The organism is Lactiplantibacillus dongliensis (genome assembly GCF_005405105.1).
Classification (GTDB): Bacteria; Bacillota; Bacilli; order Lactobacillales; family Lactobacillaceae; genus Lactiplantibacillus; species Lactiplantibacillus dongliensis.
Genome location: NZ_BJDK01000006.1, coordinates 1 through 15,940, shown reverse-complemented (window position 1 = coordinate 15,940; position 15,940 = coordinate 1). Strand labels below are relative to the sequence as shown.

Here is a 15,940-nt window from a genome sequence, read left to right as displayed (position 1 = left end):
AGAGTGTTAACCAAAAACGTCGTCCACAATGATGTGGGCGGCGTTTTTGGTTAGGCATAATCATTAGGATCAGCTTGTAAGGGCTGGTAGTCATCCATATCAGCATCACGGTAATCCCACCATTCGTTAACATAGCCGACAAAGCCAGCTTGTAGCATCGCGGTGTTCAAGAGTTGATAATACTGATCTTGAATCGCGGTTCGGGGGGCGTCTCGGTGTGCCAGTGGGGTAAAGTCATCAAAGGCGGTTGGCAACGGGCACTCGTGGCCGGCTGCATCGGTTAAGGTTAAATCTAGGGTCACGCCTTTTTGATGACTAAAGTTAGGATTGGGTTTGGCGACAAAGTCAGGATCTGGATAAACCTCGAACAAGCGTCGCTGCGCACTGACCGGGCGATACGCATCCCAGATTTTTAAACGATAGCCCTGGGCTTGAACGGCGGCACTTGCACGGGCTAATTTGTGGGCTGTTCCGGTGCGCACGATGGCGGTATTGAAGTCATAAATTTTTTTGTGGGTAAAATTATTTGTCGTCGCATAACGTAACTCAACAATAATGTTTGGATCGAGTTTTTGAATATTTGTGAAACCGCTTAATTCTGGGGACATGATGCCTGGACCTCCTTAGTTAATCTTAGTTCTATTGTACGTAATCACGGGGGTTTTGTCTGTGATGGTGCATTAGACCAATGCGAAAGGGTCTGTGACTAGACTTTTGTTAGTTAAACTTGTTAAGATAGCCTTACTGTGTGAAAAAAATCAAGTGAGGTGCAACCGATGACACGTCAAACTAAACGAGCCATTTTTATTTTAATATTTAGTGAGTTTCTGGTCTGTTTGGGGATTAGTTTAGTGATTCCCGTTATGCCATTCATTAAGAATGACTTACATTTGACGGCTACGGATATGGGAATTATGAACGCGTTATTTGCGTTAGCACAGTTTGTCGCGTCACCAATCATTGGTCGGGTGTCGGATAAAATTGGCCGTAAACCCGTTTTAACTGCGGGCCTGTTTTTATATATGGTCTCCGAAGTCTTATTTGCATTGACTAATCAACTATGGGTCTTTAACGTCTCACGGGTCGTTGGGGGCTTATCCGCGGCGATGGTGGTGCCGACTGCGATGGCGATGGCTTCCGATATTACAACGAAGCGGCAACGGGCCAAAGTGATTGGCTGGTTGTCCGCGGCCTTTAGTGGCGGGTTAATCTTAGGTCCTGGGATTGGTGGCATTTTGGCTGGAATTAGTTATAAGACGCCGTTCTGGGTTGCTGGGACACTAGGCTTATTGAGTGCGGTTGTTCTAATTACTCAATTGCCGAACGACCGTGACATTGTGAAGCAAAGTGATTTGGAACCGGCCAATACTGACCGACCGGCCCCTAATCATCCAATGACACGGGCGTTTTGGACCGTGCCGATTATCATCCTGTTTACGATGATTTTAGTTTCATCATTTGGCCTACAGGGGTTTGAAAGCATCTATAGTATTTATGTGAATGAAGTCTTTCATTTTAGTTTAAGCAATATTGCCTTAGTTTTAACACTTAATGGGTTAATTTCATTATTCTTACAAGTCGCGTTATTTGATACCTTTGTGCAACGCTTTGGCGAACGTCGGGTGATTCGCGTGTGTTTTGCGTCCGCCGCTATTTGTACGATTTGGATTACGCAGGCGCATACCAAGTGGGAAGTGATTATTGCCACGTTAGTCGTCTTCTCAGCTTTTGATTTATTACGGCCAGCGATTACGACGTTGTTGACGAAGGCGAGTGAGTCCAATCAGGGGCTAATCAATGGGTTGAACATGTCACTAACGAGTGTGGGGAATATCGTGGGACCAATTATGTCCGGGATGTTGTTGGATATGAATTATCATTATCCTTATCTCGTGGTCGCAGTCTTTTTGATTGTGTCGTATGTCATGGCATTCACGTTGCGCCATCCGAGTCAAATGGCAACACCCAAATAAGCTGAAAAAGCAATGTTCGGTTGAGCATTGCTTTTTCATTGCGTCCATTAGCTAGCTCTGATACACTAGTTGCAATTTAATTAAGTTCAGAAGGAGCGATAACTAATGGGTATGCATCAATATTTACAAAGTTTAAGTAACTTGGAAACGATTCAACGCGCGCCGGGATTCTTTAAATATCAAAATCATTCGGTAGCAGCGCATTCATTCAAAGTGGCTGAAACGGCACAATTCTTAGGCGACGTCGAAGAAAATGCTGGCCAGCCGGTTGATTGGCGGTCACTGTATGAGAAAGCTTTGAACCATGATTATAATGAACGGTTTATCGGCGACATCAAGACGCCAGTTAAGTACGCCACGAAATCGTTACGCGGGATGCTGGCAGATGTGGAACATAAGTTGTCCCAAAACTTTGTGCAAAACGAAATTCCCACCGAATTTCAAGCGGCTTATTCACGGCGGCTCTCTGAGGGGAAGGATGACACCTTGGAAGGTCAAATCTTATCAGTCGCTGATAAAATCGATTTGCTGTATGAATCCTTTGGCGAGATTCAAAAAGGCAATCCAGAACCAGTCTTTACCGATATTTATCAAGAGAGTTTAAAGACGATTGTGGCTTTTAAACAACTCGCCAGTGTGCAATATTTCTTAAAAGCCGTTTTACCAGAAATGTTGGCGGAACCGTTTACTAATCAGGATAAGTTACAAGCATTAACGCATGAAATATTAACGACGGATTAGCAACCTGTTTAATGGCGAAAGTATGTTCGATGTGCTAAAATGAATAGCGGTTTTGTAATTGATAGGGAGGCTGTGGCTTGCCTATTTTTTGTGCTAGAGTGTGAGTCAAAACGGGTTGGCAATGAGCATTGCCTAGTCTACGGGTGACAGCGGTCCTGGCTGTGGCCCGTAGACGTAGCAAGCGGAGTTGCCAGTTTTGACGAACACGTTTCGGAAAACAAACGAGATAAAAAAGGAGGAGTCACCTTGATCGATCGAATTGATAATAATCGGTTTGACTTAGTTTCAGACTATCAACCAACCGGGGACCAGCCAGCAGCGATTAAACAGCTCACAGCTGGACTTAATGCGGGCGAAAAAGAACAGATTTTAATGGGGGCGACCGGGACTGGGAAGACGTTTACGATTTCTAATGTGATTGCCCAAGTCAACAAGCCGACATTAATCTTGTCGCATAATAAGACCTTAGCAGGTCAACTATATGGTGAATTTAAGAAGTTCTTCCCGAATAATGCGGTGGAATACTTTGTGAGTTATTACGATTATTATCAACCGGAAGCGTATGTTCCTTCGAGTGATACGTATATCGAGAAGGACTCCGCCATTAATGATGAAATCGATAAATTGCGGCATTCAGCTACTAGTTCGTTACTCGAACGTAACGATGTGATTGTGGTTGCTTCCGTATCCAGCATCTTCGGTTTAGGTGATCCGACTGAATATAAGAATCACGTGGTATCTTTACGGGTGGGCATGCAGCTCGATCGGAATGACTTGTTACGGAAATTAGTCGATATTCAATTTGATCGTAACGATATTGATTTTCAACGGGGGCGGTTCCGGGTTCACGGCGATATTGTCGAAATCTTCCCGGCTTCTCGTGACGATCATGCTTTACGGGTGGAATTCTTCGGTGATGAGATTGATCGGATTCGTGAGATCGATGCGTTGACGGGTGAAGTTGTCGGTGACCGCGATCATGTGGCAATCTTCCCGGCGACTCACTTTATGACTAATGAAGACACCATGGAACACGCTATTAATGGCATTGAAGCTGAAATGAATGCCCGGCTGAAAGAATTAAATGACGATGGCAAGTTGCTGGAGGCCCAGCGGTTAAAGCAACGGACCACTTATGATATTGAAATGATGCGTGAGATGGGCTACACCAGTGGAATTGAAAACTATTCGCGGTTTATGGATGGTCGAAAACCAGGTGAACCGCCGTATACGTTATTGGACTTCTTCCCGAAAGATTTCTTAATGGTCGTCGATGAATCGCATGTCACGATGCCACAAGTTCGCGGGATGTACAATGGTGACCGGGCGCGGAAACAAATGTTAGTTGATTATGGGTTCCGATTACCAAGTGCCCTAGATAACCGGCCCTTGAAATTAGCTGAAGTTGAACAACATATCCATCAAGTGGTCTATATGTCAGCTACGCCGGGGCCTTATGAAATGGATCGAACCAAGCATGTGGTTCAACAAATTATTCGACCAACGGGCTTACTCGATCCAACGATTGAAGTGCGACCAATTATGGGACAGATTGATGATTTGGTTGGCGAAATCAACTTGCGTATTGAGCGAAATGAACGGGTCTTTGTGACGACGTTGACGAAGAAAATGGCCGAAGATTTAACCGATTATATGAAGGACTTAGGGATTAAAGTTCGTTACTTGCATAGTGATATTAAGACGTTGGAACGAACGAAGATTATTCGTGATCTCCGGCTAGGTAAGTTTGATGTGTTAGTTGGGATTAACTTATTGCGTGAAGGGATCGATGTGCCCGAAGTATCTTTAGTGGCGATTCTGGATGCCGATAAGGAAGGTTTCTTGCGGAATGAACGGTCGTTGATTCAAACGATTGGTCGTGCGGCCCGTAATGAACACGGGGCCGTCATTATGTATGCGGAACATACCACGGATTCCATGCAGGCGGCCATCGATGAAACGGCTCGCCGGCGTGAGATTCAGGAAAAGTACAATGTGGATCATCATATAACGCCACATACGATCAAGAAAGCCATTCCGGACTTGATTGCCTCAACGAAGGTGAGCGACGATGCGGGTAAGAAAGATGACTTCTTGGAAACTGATTTTGATGATATGACGCATGAACAACAATTAGATATGATCAGCAAGTTAGAAGAACAGATGAAGACCGCTGCTAAGAAGCTCGACTTTGAACAAGCCGCTACTTTACGGGATACGGTCATGGAATTAAAAGCACAGATTAGCTAGGAGGCAATTCTTTGGCGAACGATAAAATTATCATTCACGGCGCACGCGCCCATAACTTAAAAAATATTGATGTCACGATTCCCCGTAATAAATTAGTCGTGATTACCGGCTTGTCCGGTTCTGGCAAGAGTTCGTTGGCGTTTGATACGCTGTACGCGGAAGGGCAACGGCGTTATGTTGAAAGTTTGTCAGCTTATGCTCGGCAATTCTTAGGCCAAATGCAAAAGCCTGATGTTGATTCGATTGATGGGCTTAGTCCGGCCATTTCGATTGACCAAAAGACAACGTCGAAGAACCCGCGTTCCACGGTCGGAACGGTGACTGAAATCAATGATTATCTACGTTTGTTGTGGGCCCGTGTTGGCCAGCCGATTTGTCCCAATGATGGGACGCCAATTGCCAGCCAGACGGTTGAACAAATGGTTGACCGGGTGCAACAATTGCCGGAACGGACGAAGTTACAAATCTTATCACCGATTGTGCGGCAAAAAAAAGGTGAACACAAAAAGATTTTTGAAAAAATTAAGCGTGAAGGGTTCGTCCGGGTCCGTGTGGATGGCGAGATTCATGATATTGGTGAAAGCTTTGACCTCAACAAGAATCAACAGCATACGATTGAGATTGTGATTGACCGGATTGTGGTTAAACCTGGTGACCGGTCACGGTTATTCGATTCTTTTGAAGCCGCTTTACGTTTGAGTGGCGGTTACGCAATTGCTGATGTGATTGGCGGCGACCCGATTCTTTTCTCCGAACACTATGCTTGCCCAGTTTGTGGGTTTACAGTTGGTGAGCTAGAACCACGGTTGTTTTCATTCAACGCCCCCCAAGGCGCTTGTCCTGACTGTGAAGGTCTCGGCATGAAGTTGGAAGTTGATGAAGACTTAGTAGTTCCAGATAAGAGCTTAACCTTAGCTGAAGGCGCGTTAGCACCATGGAATCCAATTAGTTCGCAATACTATCCAGAAATGCTCAAGCAAGCTTGTGAACAATTAGATATTCCGTTAGATGTTCCATTTGAAGATTTATCCAAGGTTGACCAACAGACGGTTTTATACGGTTCTGACGGCAAACAATTCCATTTTCATTATCAAAATGATTTTGGCGGCGTTCGTGATGTCGATGCCGTCTTTGAAGGGGTCATCAATAATGTGGACCGCCGTTATCGTGAAACGAGCAGTGACTTTACCCGGGATGTGATGCGGAAATACATGACTGAACTCACATGTCAGACTTGCCATGGCTTCCGGTTGAATCGCAAAGCTTTAGCCGTTAAAGTCGGCGGTGAACATATCGGGACCGTTTCTGATGAAGCGATTGGTGATGAATTAGCCTTCTTTGAAAAGCTGACTTTATCTGAAAAAGACCTCGTGATAGCCCAGCCAATCTTAAAAGAAATTCGTGACCGATTGACGTTCTTGCAAAACGTTGGCTTAGCTTACTTAACGTTAAGTCGAGCTGCTCGGACCTTATCTGGTGGGGAAGCACAACGGATTCGGTTAGCGACACAGATTGGGTCGAACTTATCTGGGGTATTGTACATTTTGGACGAACCGTCAATTGGGTTGCATCAACGTGATAATGACCGCTTAATTAGCTCATTGAAGAAGATGCGTGACCTTGGGAATACGCTGATTGTCGTTGAACATGATGAAGATACGATGCGGGCAGCTGATTATATTATTGATATCGGTCCTGGTGCGGGTGAAAACGGTGGTGAAGTTATGGCTGCCGGGACGCCTAAGCAAGTGGCCCGGTCACGCAAATCGTTAACTGGCCAGTATTTAGCTGGCAAACGGTTTATTCCGGTACCCACGGAGCGGCGTCAAGGTAATGGAAAAAAGATTCGGATTACTGGGGCAGCTGAAAATAACCTCAAGCAGATTGACGTTGATTTTCCATTAGGTGAATTCGTCGTGGTGACAGGGGTTTCTGGTTCTGGTAAGTCAACATTAGTTAACGATATTTTGAAACGCGCTTTAGCGCAAAAGCTCAATAATAATTCTGAAAAACCAGGGAAGTACAAGTCCATCAGTGGTGTTAAGAATATCGAACGGTTAGTTAATATTGACCAAAGTCCGATTGGGCGTACGCCCCGGAGTAATCCAGCCACCTATACTGGCGTCTTTGACAATATTCGGGACTTGTTTGCCCAAACCAATGAAGCCAAGCTACGGGGCTATCAGAAGGGGCGCTTTAGCTTTAACATCAAAGGCGGCCGTTGTGAAGCTTGCCATGGCGATGGTATCTTGAAGATTGAAATGAACTTCTTACCAGATGTTTTTGTGCCGTGTGAAGTCTGTCATGGTCAGCAATATAATTCTGAAACCTTGGAAGTTGAATATAAAGGCAAGAATATCGCGGACGTCTTAAAGATGACGGCTTCCGAAGCCTTGAAATTCTTTGAACCGATTCCTAAGATTCGGCGAAAATTACAAACTTTAGTGGATGTTGGCTTGGGTTACGTCAAGCTAGGCCAACCGGCTACGACCCTTTCTGGTGGGGAAGCGCAACGGATGAAGCTGGCTTCTGAATTGCATAAGCAACAGTCAGGGAAGAACTTCTATATTTTGGATGAACCCACCACTGGGTTGCATAGTGAAGATATTCGGCGCTTGATCGGCGTTTTGGAACGCTTAGTCGATGCTGGTAATACCGTTTTGATTATTGAACATAACTTAGATGTTGTGAAGTCCGCCGATTATTTGATTGATTTAGGGCCAGAAGGTGGTGCTGGTGGCGGAACGGTCATTGCAACTGGGACCCCCGAAGCCATTGCGGCAGTGCCTGAAAGTTATACCGGGCAGTATTTGAAGCCGGTACTAGAACGGGACCGGGCGCGCATGGCGGCTGCCAAATAACGTCGGAGTTGTGCTACACTAGACTTGTTAACTGATTATCTAAATAGAGGAGTGTTTTTTGAATGGCTAAAGTAGAAAGTTTTACATTAGATCATACGAAAGTTTTAGCACCTTATGTTCGTAAAATCACGGTGGAACATGGTCCTCAGGGCGATGCCATCACCAACTTTGATTTACGGTTAGTTCAACCTAACAAGACTGCCATTGATACGGCTGGTTTGCATACGATTGAACATATGTTGGCTGGTTTATTGCGTGACCGGATGGACGGCGTGATTGACTGTTCACCATTCGGCTGCCGGACTGGGTTCCATTTGATTACTTGGGGTGAACACAGTACGGAAGAAGTGGCCAAAGCATTGAAGTCTTCCTTAGAATTCATCGCTGGCCCAGCTAAGTGGTCTGATGTGCAAGGAACGACCATCGATAGCTGTGGGAATTACAAAGACCATTCCTTATTCTCAGCTAAAGAATGGGCTAAATTGATCTTGTCTCAAGGCATTTCCTCCGATCCATTCGTCCGGAAAGTCGTTGAATAAGGGTCAACTGAAAAATTAGAGATTACTAATCAAAGCGTTATATCCAACCGGGTATAACGCTTTTTTGCGGTCTAAAATGAGACGCTAAATACAAAAAATACTGTATAAATGTATAAAAATGCAATAAAAGACTGAATATTTTGAAAAATACGAATATTACTCGAAAAACATTGCATAAAGTTAAATCAGGTGGTACGATACTGTCATTGAGAAATTCGACAATAAATTTTGGAGGTACAAGTCAATGGTCAAACAAAATGATAAAATTATTCTCGCTTATTCTGGTGGTTTAGATACGTCAGTGGCAATTAGTTGGTTAGCTGACAAAGGTTACGACGTTATTGCTTGTGGCGTTGATGTTGGTGAAGGTAAAGATATGGATGCAATCAAAGCCAAGGCCTTGAAATTAGGGGCGGTGGCGTCATACATGATCGATGCCAAGCAAGAATTCGCTGAAGAATATGCTTTAATTGCCTTACAAGGGCATACGTTATATGAAGGTGAATATCCATTAGTATCGGCGTTGTCACGGCCTTTGATTGCTAAGAAGTTAGTGACCTTAGCGAAGCAAGAACACGCCGTTGCGATTGCGCACGGTTGTACCGGTAAAGGTAACGACCAAGTTCGTTTTGAAGTGGCCATTCATGCCTTAGCCCCAGATATTAAGATTGAAGCCCCAGTTCGTGACTGGCACTGGTCACGTGAAGAAGAAATTGATTATGCTAAGAAGCATAATATTCCAGTACCGATTAACTTGGACAGCCCTTACTCGATTGATGAAAACTTATGGGGCCGGGCTAACGAATGTGGGATTTTAGAAGATCCTTGGGAAGGCGCCCCTGCCGATGCGTTCGATCGGACAGCAGCTTTAGCGGATACGCCTGATACGCCAACCACGTTACAAATTACATTTGAAGCCGGAGTACCGGTAGCGCTAGATGGTGAACAGCTGAACTTAGCTGACTTAATCATTAAGTTGGATAAGATTGCTGGTGAACATGGGATTGGCCGGATCGACCATATTGAAAACCGGTTAGTCGGTATCAAGTCCCGGGAAGTCTATGAAGCACCAGCCGCAACGGTCTTATTAAAGGCGCACAAAGATTTGGAAGATTTGACATTCGAACGGGAATTAGCGCATTTCAAGCCAATTATTGAACAAAAATTAGCCGATACGATTTATAACGGTCTCTGGTTCTCACCATTGATGGACGCCATGTTGGCCTTCTTGAAGCAGACGCAACAAGTTGTTAACGGTGTGGTTCGGGTCCAACTCTTCAAAGGCAATGTCATTACAGAAGGTCGGAAGTCACCGAACTCCTTATATGACCAGAACTTAGCCACTTACACGGCCGCTGACGAATTCGATCAACAAGCTGCCGTTGGGTTTATCAAGCTTTGGGGCTTACCAACTCAAGTTAACGCCCAAGTGCAAGCTAAGGCTCAAGCCGAAGCTAAGTCAACCAAGGAACATGCCTAATGAGTACGGGCAAATTATGGGGTGGCCGGTTCACCGAGACCGGTGCCAAGTACGTTGATGAATTTGGGGCTTCAATTGGGTTTGACCAATTACTAGCTGCGGAAGATATCACGGGTTCATTAGCGCACGTTAAGATGTTAAAGCAGACCGGTATTTTAGATGCTGCCGATGTCGATCAAATCGTGGCTGGTTTGGAAAAGTTAGAACAACAATTAAAAGCTGGTGAGTTGCATTTTTCAACGGTTAATGAAGATATTCATATGAATATTGAAGCCTTATTAACCGATGAGATTGGTCCCGTTGCTGGGAAGTTGCATACGGCGCGTTCGCGGAATGACCAAGTGGCAACGGATTTCCATTTATATATGAAGCACCAATTGCCTAAGGTTTTAGATCGTTTGCATGATTTGGAGACGGTGCTGGTCAATAAAGCCAGCGAAAATGTGGAAACAATCATGCCAGGGTATACCCATTTGCAACATGCGCAACCGATTTCGTACGCCCATTACTTGTTGGCTTACTACCAGATGTTTAAGCGTGATATGGAACGGTTTGAATTCAATAAGCAACATACAGATATTTCGCCATTAGGGGCCGCAGCATTAGCCGGCACGACTTTCCCAATTGACCGGGAATATAGTGCTAAGTTATTAGGTTTTAGTCAGGTTTACCATAATAGTCTGGATGCCGTTTCTGACCGGGACTTTGTTTTAGAGTTCTTGAGTAATGCGTCAATCTTAATGATGCACCTCTCACGGTTTTGTGAAGAGATTGTTTCTTGGAGTAGCTATGAATTCAAATACTTGAGTTTGAGTGATCAATTCTCAACTGGGAGTTCAATTATGCCGCAAAAGAAGAATCCAGATATGGCGGAATTAATTCGTGGTAAATCTGGGCGGGTCTACGGAAACTTGATGGGCTTATTGACAGTCATGAAGGCGATCCCGTTAGCTTATAACAAGGATCTACAAGAAGACAAAGAGGGCGCCTTTGATACTGTTAATACGATTTTAACTAGTCTCCATGTCTTTACGGGGATGTTGGCGACGTTAACGGTTAATGAAGAGCGCATGGCTAATGCCACGACAAACGATTTCTCAAATGCCACGGAATTGGCTGATTATTTAGCCAATAAGGGGATTCCATTCCGCCAAGCCCATGCGATTGTGGGTAAGCTGGTCTTGGATGGCTTGAAGCAGAATCGGCCGTTACAGGATATTCCGTTGAGTGAATACAAAGCAATCTCGCCATTAATTGACGAAGATGTCTATCATGATCTGGATGCTAAGGTAGCCGTTGAACGGCGGCATTCCTTGGGCGGGACGGGTTTTGATCAGATCAAGGCCGAACTCAAACGGGCTAATCAACAATTAGCGCAGTACCAGTCGCTTAACAGCGAAGCTTAAAACTTGTTTATCAATTTGACCATTGATATTGTGGAGTCTGGGATAACCGCCCAGGCTCTTTTTTGTGGCGTTGAATAGGTCTAGTTGAAACGTGCGGCTTCAGGCCCCAATCATTCGATCTTCTCGACGATGATTAGGAACCAGCCGCCTTTTGTGCCCCGTTTTTTGGGGGCGGTAGATCAAAATGAAATCGCTTGCGGTTAAGTCGAAACATCGGTATATTTAAGAAGTTAAACTAATTTGAAAAGAGGATGATCGCGATGTTAGTAACCACAACTGAACATATTCCAGGCCAAACCTATACAATTATTGGGGAAGTCTTTGGGGTGACCACGCAGTCTAAAAATGTTTTTCGTGATATTGGGGCTTCGTTAAAAAATGTTGTTGGCGGTGAAGTCAAGGACTATACGAAGATGTTAAATGAAGCGCGACAAGCGTCGATTGAACGCCTCAAAACGAATGCGACGGCCATGGGCGCTGATGCAGTGGTGATGATGCGTTTTGATTCTGGCTCGATTGGCACGGATATTCAGTCCGTTGCCGCTTATGGAACTGCCGTTAAATTCGATTAAAGCTAATTGAAATTTCAATCGGCTAAAAGTTATTTTGGAAAAATTGGAAACTCTTTCATTTACTGGTATGATTGAGTTAAAGAAAATTGGAGATGTTGTCGTTTATGTTTAATGATCATCGTTGGGGATTTGACTGGACCGAGTTTATGACGGGGGTCGTCTTCCTGATTGCCGCATACTTTGTTGCCAAACAACCCCAAGCGGCGTTGCTAAGTTTGGTTTTCCTATTCGCGATTGCCGCGATTATTAGTGGGATTACCACGATTGGCGGTTATACCAAGTTGCAACGTGAAACCGGCTTACGGGCCAACTTTGCATTAGTTTTTGCGATTATTGATATTCTAGTGGGATTGCTGTTCTTATTCCATGCGCCAACTGGCATCGTTGTTTTAGGCTATATCTTTGCTTTTTGGTTCTTGATTGACTCCATTGAACGTTTGGTAGTGGCGTCACACTTACGAACTTTTGGGATGGGCTACTTCATTTTGTCGGTCATCTTAGACGTGGTTAGTTTGATTTTAGCAATCATGCTACTCTTCAACCCATTAGTGGCGGCGTTCTCATTCAATGTGTTAGTCAGTTTCTATTTTGCCGTTTTTGGTATCAACGCGATCTTGATTGCGTTTGCCCGGCGAGATTAAGGTTGCTTAGTTAAGTTAATGAGTTAACGATGGACTAGAACTGATGGGTTTTAGTCCATTTTTAGTGCTTAGCGACGCGGAAATAAGTCGTAAACTAGAAAAGACACACCCGGTATGCTATACTTACCAACAATATGTTCAAAAGGAGCAACTAAAACTATGGCAGAATCATTGCAATTGGTCATTATTTCAGGCATGAGCGGGGCCGGAAAAACCGTCGCCGTTCAGAGCTTTGAGGACCTAGGTTATTTTTGTATCGATAATATGCCCCCGGCTTTGTTGCCAAAATTCTCCGAGCTAGTTGAAGAATCCGGTAAAATCGACAAAGTCGCGTTAGTGATCGATTTACGGTCACGCGCGTTCTATGATGAAATTATCGATATGTTAGCGAACTTGGACAATACGGATTTTGTATCCGTGAAGATTATCTTTTTAGATGCTTCGAATGAAGAATTAGTGTCGCGCTACAAAGAAACGCGGCGCGCCCATCCATTAGCGATGGAAGGTCGTATTATGGACGGGGTTCGCAAAGAACGCGACTTGTTAGCGCCATTAAAAGATCGCGCGTCTTACGTCATTGATACCACGACGTTAACGCCGCGTGAATTACGTGAATCAATCTTTGATAAATTTGAAACTAGCGCCGATGAGACATTTCATATTGAGATGTTGTCATTCGGCTTTAAATACGGGTTGCCAATCGATGCGGATATCGTCATGGATGTGCGCTTCTTGCCCAACCCTTACTATATCCCCGAGTTGAAGTATCAAACCGGGCTGGATAAACCAGTCTACGATTATGTGATGTCACAACCAGCGACGGAAAAGTTCTACCAACAATTCTTAGGCATGTTGCAAAGTATTATGCCTGGTTATGAAGAGGAAGGTAAGACCAGTTTGACGATTGCGATTGGATGTACCGGTGGTCAACACCGCTCAGTTGCATTGACCAAACGAATTGGTGAAGCTTTAGCTAAAGACTATAAAGTCCATATCAGTCACCGCGATGTGGAAAAACGGAAGGAAACAGTTAATCGCTCATGAGAAAATATACGTTTAAGACCCAACGGCCTAAAATCGTAGTGATTGGCGGGGGGACTGGGTTGCCAGTCGTCCTCAATGGCTTGCGTAAGCAAGATGTTGATATTACTGCGGTGGTAACGGTGGCCGATGATGGGGGTTCTTCAGGCATTATTCGTAATTATGTGAATGTGGTGCCACCTGGTGATATTCGAAATGTCATGGTGGCCTTGTCGAATTTACCACATCTTTACAAAGACATTTTCCAATACCGCTTCCAGGGCGATGATCAATTCTTTGCCGGGCATGCGATTGGCAATTTAATTATTGCGGCGCTGACAGAGATGAAGTCAGGGGTCTTTGATGCGGTCCAAGAATTGTCGCGGATGATGGACGTTGACGGGCATGTCTATCCAGCGGCTAATGAAGCGTTAACGTTGCATGGTAAGTTTAAGGATGGTTCTGAGTTGGTTGGTGAAGCGGAGATTACTGCCGCTCATAAATCACTTGATCGTGTTTGGGTGACGGATAAAAGTGGTCAGCGTCCGGTAGCCGTCCAACCAGTGATTGATGCCATTATGGCGGCTGATCAGATTGTCTTAGGCCCCGGAAGTTTGTTTACTAGTATCCTACCGAACTTGACGATTGATAATATCGGGCGCGCCGTCTGCGAATCGGATGCGGAAGTCGTTTATATTTGTAATATCATGACGCAAAAAGGGGAAACCGATAACTTTTCGGATGCCGATCACGTGCGGGTCTTAAACCGCCATTTAGGTGAGAACTTTATCAATACCGTGTTAGTGAATACGGAAAAAGTGCCGGATAATTATATGGATTTCCATAAGTTCAATGAAGTCTCACGGCAAGTCAGTCATGACTTCCGGGGATTACGGGATCAAGGCTGCAAGGTCATTTCATCGAACTTTTTGAAGTTACGGGACAACGGTGCCTTTCATAATGGCGATCAAGTCGTTGCCGAATTGATGAATCTGGTCGGCCATTCCGATATTTTACGTTAGGAGGAACACCCATGTCATACGCCAGTGAAGTTAAAAAAGAACTAACCAACCTCGCTGTCCATCGCGAGAATGCTAAAGCCGAACTGATGGCTTTGATTCGAATGAACGGGACGATTAGTCTAGCTAATCATCATTTCATCTTGAATATCCAGACCGAAAATCCAGCTATCGCGCGGCGTATCTATCGGTTATTAAAGCAATTTTATGATGTGACCAGTGAGTTAATCGTGCGTCGCAAAATGAAATTAAATAAAAATAACCTGTACATCGTGCGCCTCAAGACTGGGACTGAAATGGTCTTAGCTGATCTAGGTATTTTAAAGGATTTTCAAATTATTGAAGTGGCGCCGACCGAAGTCTTAACGGACGATGCGGCCGTACGTTCTTATTTACGGGGCGCCTTTTTAGCTGGCGGTTCAGTAAACAATCCGGAAACGTCACGTTATCATCTGGAAATCTATTCACTATATGAAGAACATAATAAGATGATTTCTGAAATGATGAATCAGTACGGCTTGAACTCACGAACTACCGATCGGCGGGGCGGCTTTATCACGTACATCAAGGAAGCTGAAAAGATTGCGGACTTTTTGTCGTTGATTGGTGCCACAACAGGAATGTTGAAGTTTGAAGATGTCCGTATCATGCGTGATATGCGCAATTCAGTCAATCGATTAGTGAACTGTGAAAATGCCAATATGGATAAAGTCGCTAATGCGTCTAGTCGGCAGATTGAGAATATCTTGTTGATTGATGCAACGGTTGGGTTAAAGCAATTGCCACCGAAGTTACAAGAAGTGGCCGTGACGCGATTGGAACATCGGGAAGTTAGCTTGAAAGAACTCGGAACTTTAGTCCCCGGTGGCCCGATTTCTAAATCCGGTATCAATCACCGGTTACGCAAGATTAATCGATTCGCTGAGGGCTTACAACAGCGTAAAGATGCTTAATATCTGGGGTAACTTGTCGCTACGGTTAGTCGGGACTGACGCTGAAACGTGGTGATTTTGCAAGCTTAGCTTTTACTAGGGACTCCTCAGCCAAGTGAAATTGCATCGTTGAGCGTTATCCAGTCCGCCCAGTGCTAATATGTGTGTTAAAAAATTTAGCTATTAATTTCGATTTTTAGTTAAATACATCAGCTAAAATCAAAAAACGAGTCAGAGATAATGCAATCTCCGGCTCGTTTTTTGTCGATTACAGTTGACTAAACTTAATGAGCTAAGTCGTAACTAACTGCTAATCGTTGTAAGAGTTCCGCATCGCTGACTTGATCATCCAGAATAATACTGAGCCAATGGTTTTTATTAAAAACCAAGCAGAAAACCTGCGATTTTAATCGCGGGATGAATGCCAGTATTTAATAGTTTTTATCGAAACGTACGTTCCCCAAGAAAGCTAAATATGGTATACTAAATCCAATCTACAGGGGAGG

At 44.4% G+C, this 15,940-nt stretch carries 13 protein-coding genes; 12 read left to right on the top strand and 1 reads right to left on the bottom strand.

What is annotated here, in order from left to right:
- Positions 1-50 precede the first annotated feature (50 nt).
- A complete protein-coding gene (locus tag FFM80_RS02920) occupies positions 51-608 on the bottom strand; it encodes a M15 family metallopeptidase (RefSeq protein WP_137639435.1) in 558 nt (185 codons plus the stop codon).
- Between the two features lie 168 nt (positions 609-776).
- Between FFM80_RS02920 and FFM80_RS02915 the strand changes: the two genes are divergently transcribed.
- From FFM80_RS02915 to whiA, 12 genes are all read left to right on the top strand, one after another.
- Complete coding sequence (locus FFM80_RS02915; protein WP_137639434.1) at positions 777-1,973, top strand: MFS transporter; 1,197 nt, start codon at positions 777-779, stop codon at positions 1,971-1,973.
- Between the two features lie 105 nt (positions 1,974-2,078).
- The gene (locus FFM80_RS02910) at positions 2,079-2,714 is read left to right on the top strand and encodes a YfbR-like 5'-deoxynucleotidase (RefSeq protein WP_137639433.1); all 636 of its coding nucleotides are present in this window, start codon (positions 2,079-2,081) and stop codon (positions 2,712-2,714) included.
- 246 nt (positions 2,715-2,960) lie between these two features.
- Positions 2,961-4,964: an excinuclease ABC subunit UvrB gene (gene uvrB, locus FFM80_RS02905; RefSeq protein ID WP_137639432.1), complete on the top strand. Its 2,004-nt coding sequence runs from the start codon at positions 2,961-2,963 to the stop codon at positions 4,962-4,964.
- Positions 4,965-4,975: 11 nt separating this feature from the next.
- Positions 4,976-7,825 carry an excinuclease ABC subunit UvrA gene (uvrA, locus tag FFM80_RS02900; RefSeq protein ID WP_137639431.1) on the top strand — a complete coding sequence of 950 codons (2,850 nt, stop codon included), beginning with the start codon at positions 4,976-4,978 and terminating at the stop codon, positions 7,823-7,825.
- Between the two features lie 62 nt (positions 7,826-7,887).
- Positions 7,888-8,364 carry an S-ribosylhomocysteine lyase gene (locus FFM80_RS02895; RefSeq protein WP_137639430.1) on the top strand — a complete coding sequence of 159 codons (477 nt, stop codon included), beginning with the start codon at positions 7,888-7,890 and terminating at the stop codon, positions 8,362-8,364.
- Between the two features lie 244 nt (positions 8,365-8,608).
- Entirely contained in the window at positions 8,609-9,844 is a 1,236-nt protein-coding gene (locus FFM80_RS02890; RefSeq protein ID WP_137639429.1) for an argininosuccinate synthase, read from the top strand.
- Positions 9,844-11,250, top strand: coding sequence for an argininosuccinate lyase (argH, locus tag FFM80_RS02885; protein WP_137639428.1), 1,407 nt, complete (start codon positions 9,844-9,846; stop codon positions 11,248-11,250). The genes FFM80_RS02890 and argH overlap by 1 nt, the downstream gene beginning before the upstream one ends.
- Before the next feature lie 251 nt (positions 11,251-11,501).
- Positions 11,502-11,822, top strand: a complete 321-nt coding sequence (locus tag FFM80_RS02880; RefSeq protein ID WP_137639427.1) for a heavy metal-binding domain-containing protein — start codon at positions 11,502-11,504, stop codon at positions 11,820-11,822.
- A gap of 104 nt (positions 11,823-11,926) precedes the next feature.
- Positions 11,927-12,463: an HdeD family acid-resistance protein gene (locus tag FFM80_RS02875; RefSeq protein ID WP_137639426.1), complete on the top strand. Its 537-nt coding sequence runs from the start codon at positions 11,927-11,929 to the stop codon at positions 12,461-12,463.
- A 159-nt stretch (positions 12,464-12,622) separates the two neighbouring features.
- Complete coding sequence (gene rapZ, locus FFM80_RS02870; RefSeq protein ID WP_137639425.1) at positions 12,623-13,507, top strand: RNase adapter RapZ; 885 nt, start codon at positions 12,623-12,625, stop codon at positions 13,505-13,507.
- The gene (locus tag FFM80_RS02865; protein WP_137639424.1) at positions 13,504-14,505 is read left to right on the top strand and encodes a gluconeogenesis factor YvcK family protein; all 1,002 of its coding nucleotides are present in this window, start codon (positions 13,504-13,506) and stop codon (positions 14,503-14,505) included. Before rapZ ends, FFM80_RS02865 begins: the two co-directional genes overlap by 4 nt.
- Before the next feature lie 11 nt (positions 14,506-14,516).
- Positions 14,517-15,455 (top strand): DNA-binding protein WhiA, encoded by a 939-nt coding sequence (whiA, locus tag FFM80_RS02860; RefSeq protein WP_137639423.1) that lies wholly within the window; start codon positions 14,517-14,519, stop codon positions 15,453-15,455.
- Positions 15,456-15,940 lie beyond the last annotated feature (485 nt).

Coding starts and splice junctions, on each gene's coding strand:
- argH (WP_137639428.1), top strand. CDS start 9,844: ATGAGTACGGGCAAATTATGGGGTGGCCGGTTCACCGAGACCGGTGCC.
- FFM80_RS02910 (WP_137639433.1), top strand. CDS start 2,079: ATGGGTATGCATCAATATTTACAAAGTTTAAGTAACTTGGAAACGATT.
- FFM80_RS02875 (WP_137639426.1), top strand. CDS start 11,927: ATGTTTAATGATCATCGTTGGGGATTTGACTGGACCGAGTTTATGACG.
- FFM80_RS02895 (WP_137639430.1), top strand. CDS start 7,888: ATGGCTAAAGTAGAAAGTTTTACATTAGATCATACGAAAGTTTTAGCA.
- FFM80_RS02880 (WP_137639427.1), top strand. CDS start 11,502: ATGATCGCGATGTTAGTAACCACAACTGAACATATTCCAGGCCAAACC.
- FFM80_RS02890 (WP_137639429.1), top strand. CDS start 8,609: ATGGTCAAACAAAATGATAAAATTATTCTCGCTTATTCTGGTGGTTTA.
- whiA (WP_137639423.1), top strand. CDS start 14,517: ATGTCATACGCCAGTGAAGTTAAAAAAGAACTAACCAACCTCGCTGTC.
- rapZ (WP_137639425.1), top strand. CDS start 12,623: ATGGCAGAATCATTGCAATTGGTCATTATTTCAGGCATGAGCGGGGCC.
- FFM80_RS02865 (WP_137639424.1), top strand. CDS start 13,504: ATGAGAAAATATACGTTTAAGACCCAACGGCCTAAAATCGTAGTGATT.
- FFM80_RS02915 (WP_137639434.1), top strand. CDS start 777: ATGACACGTCAAACTAAACGAGCCATTTTTATTTTAATATTTAGTGAG.
- FFM80_RS02920 (WP_137639435.1), bottom strand. CDS start 608: ATGTCCCCAGAATTAAGCGGTTTCACAAATATTCAAAAACTCGATCCA.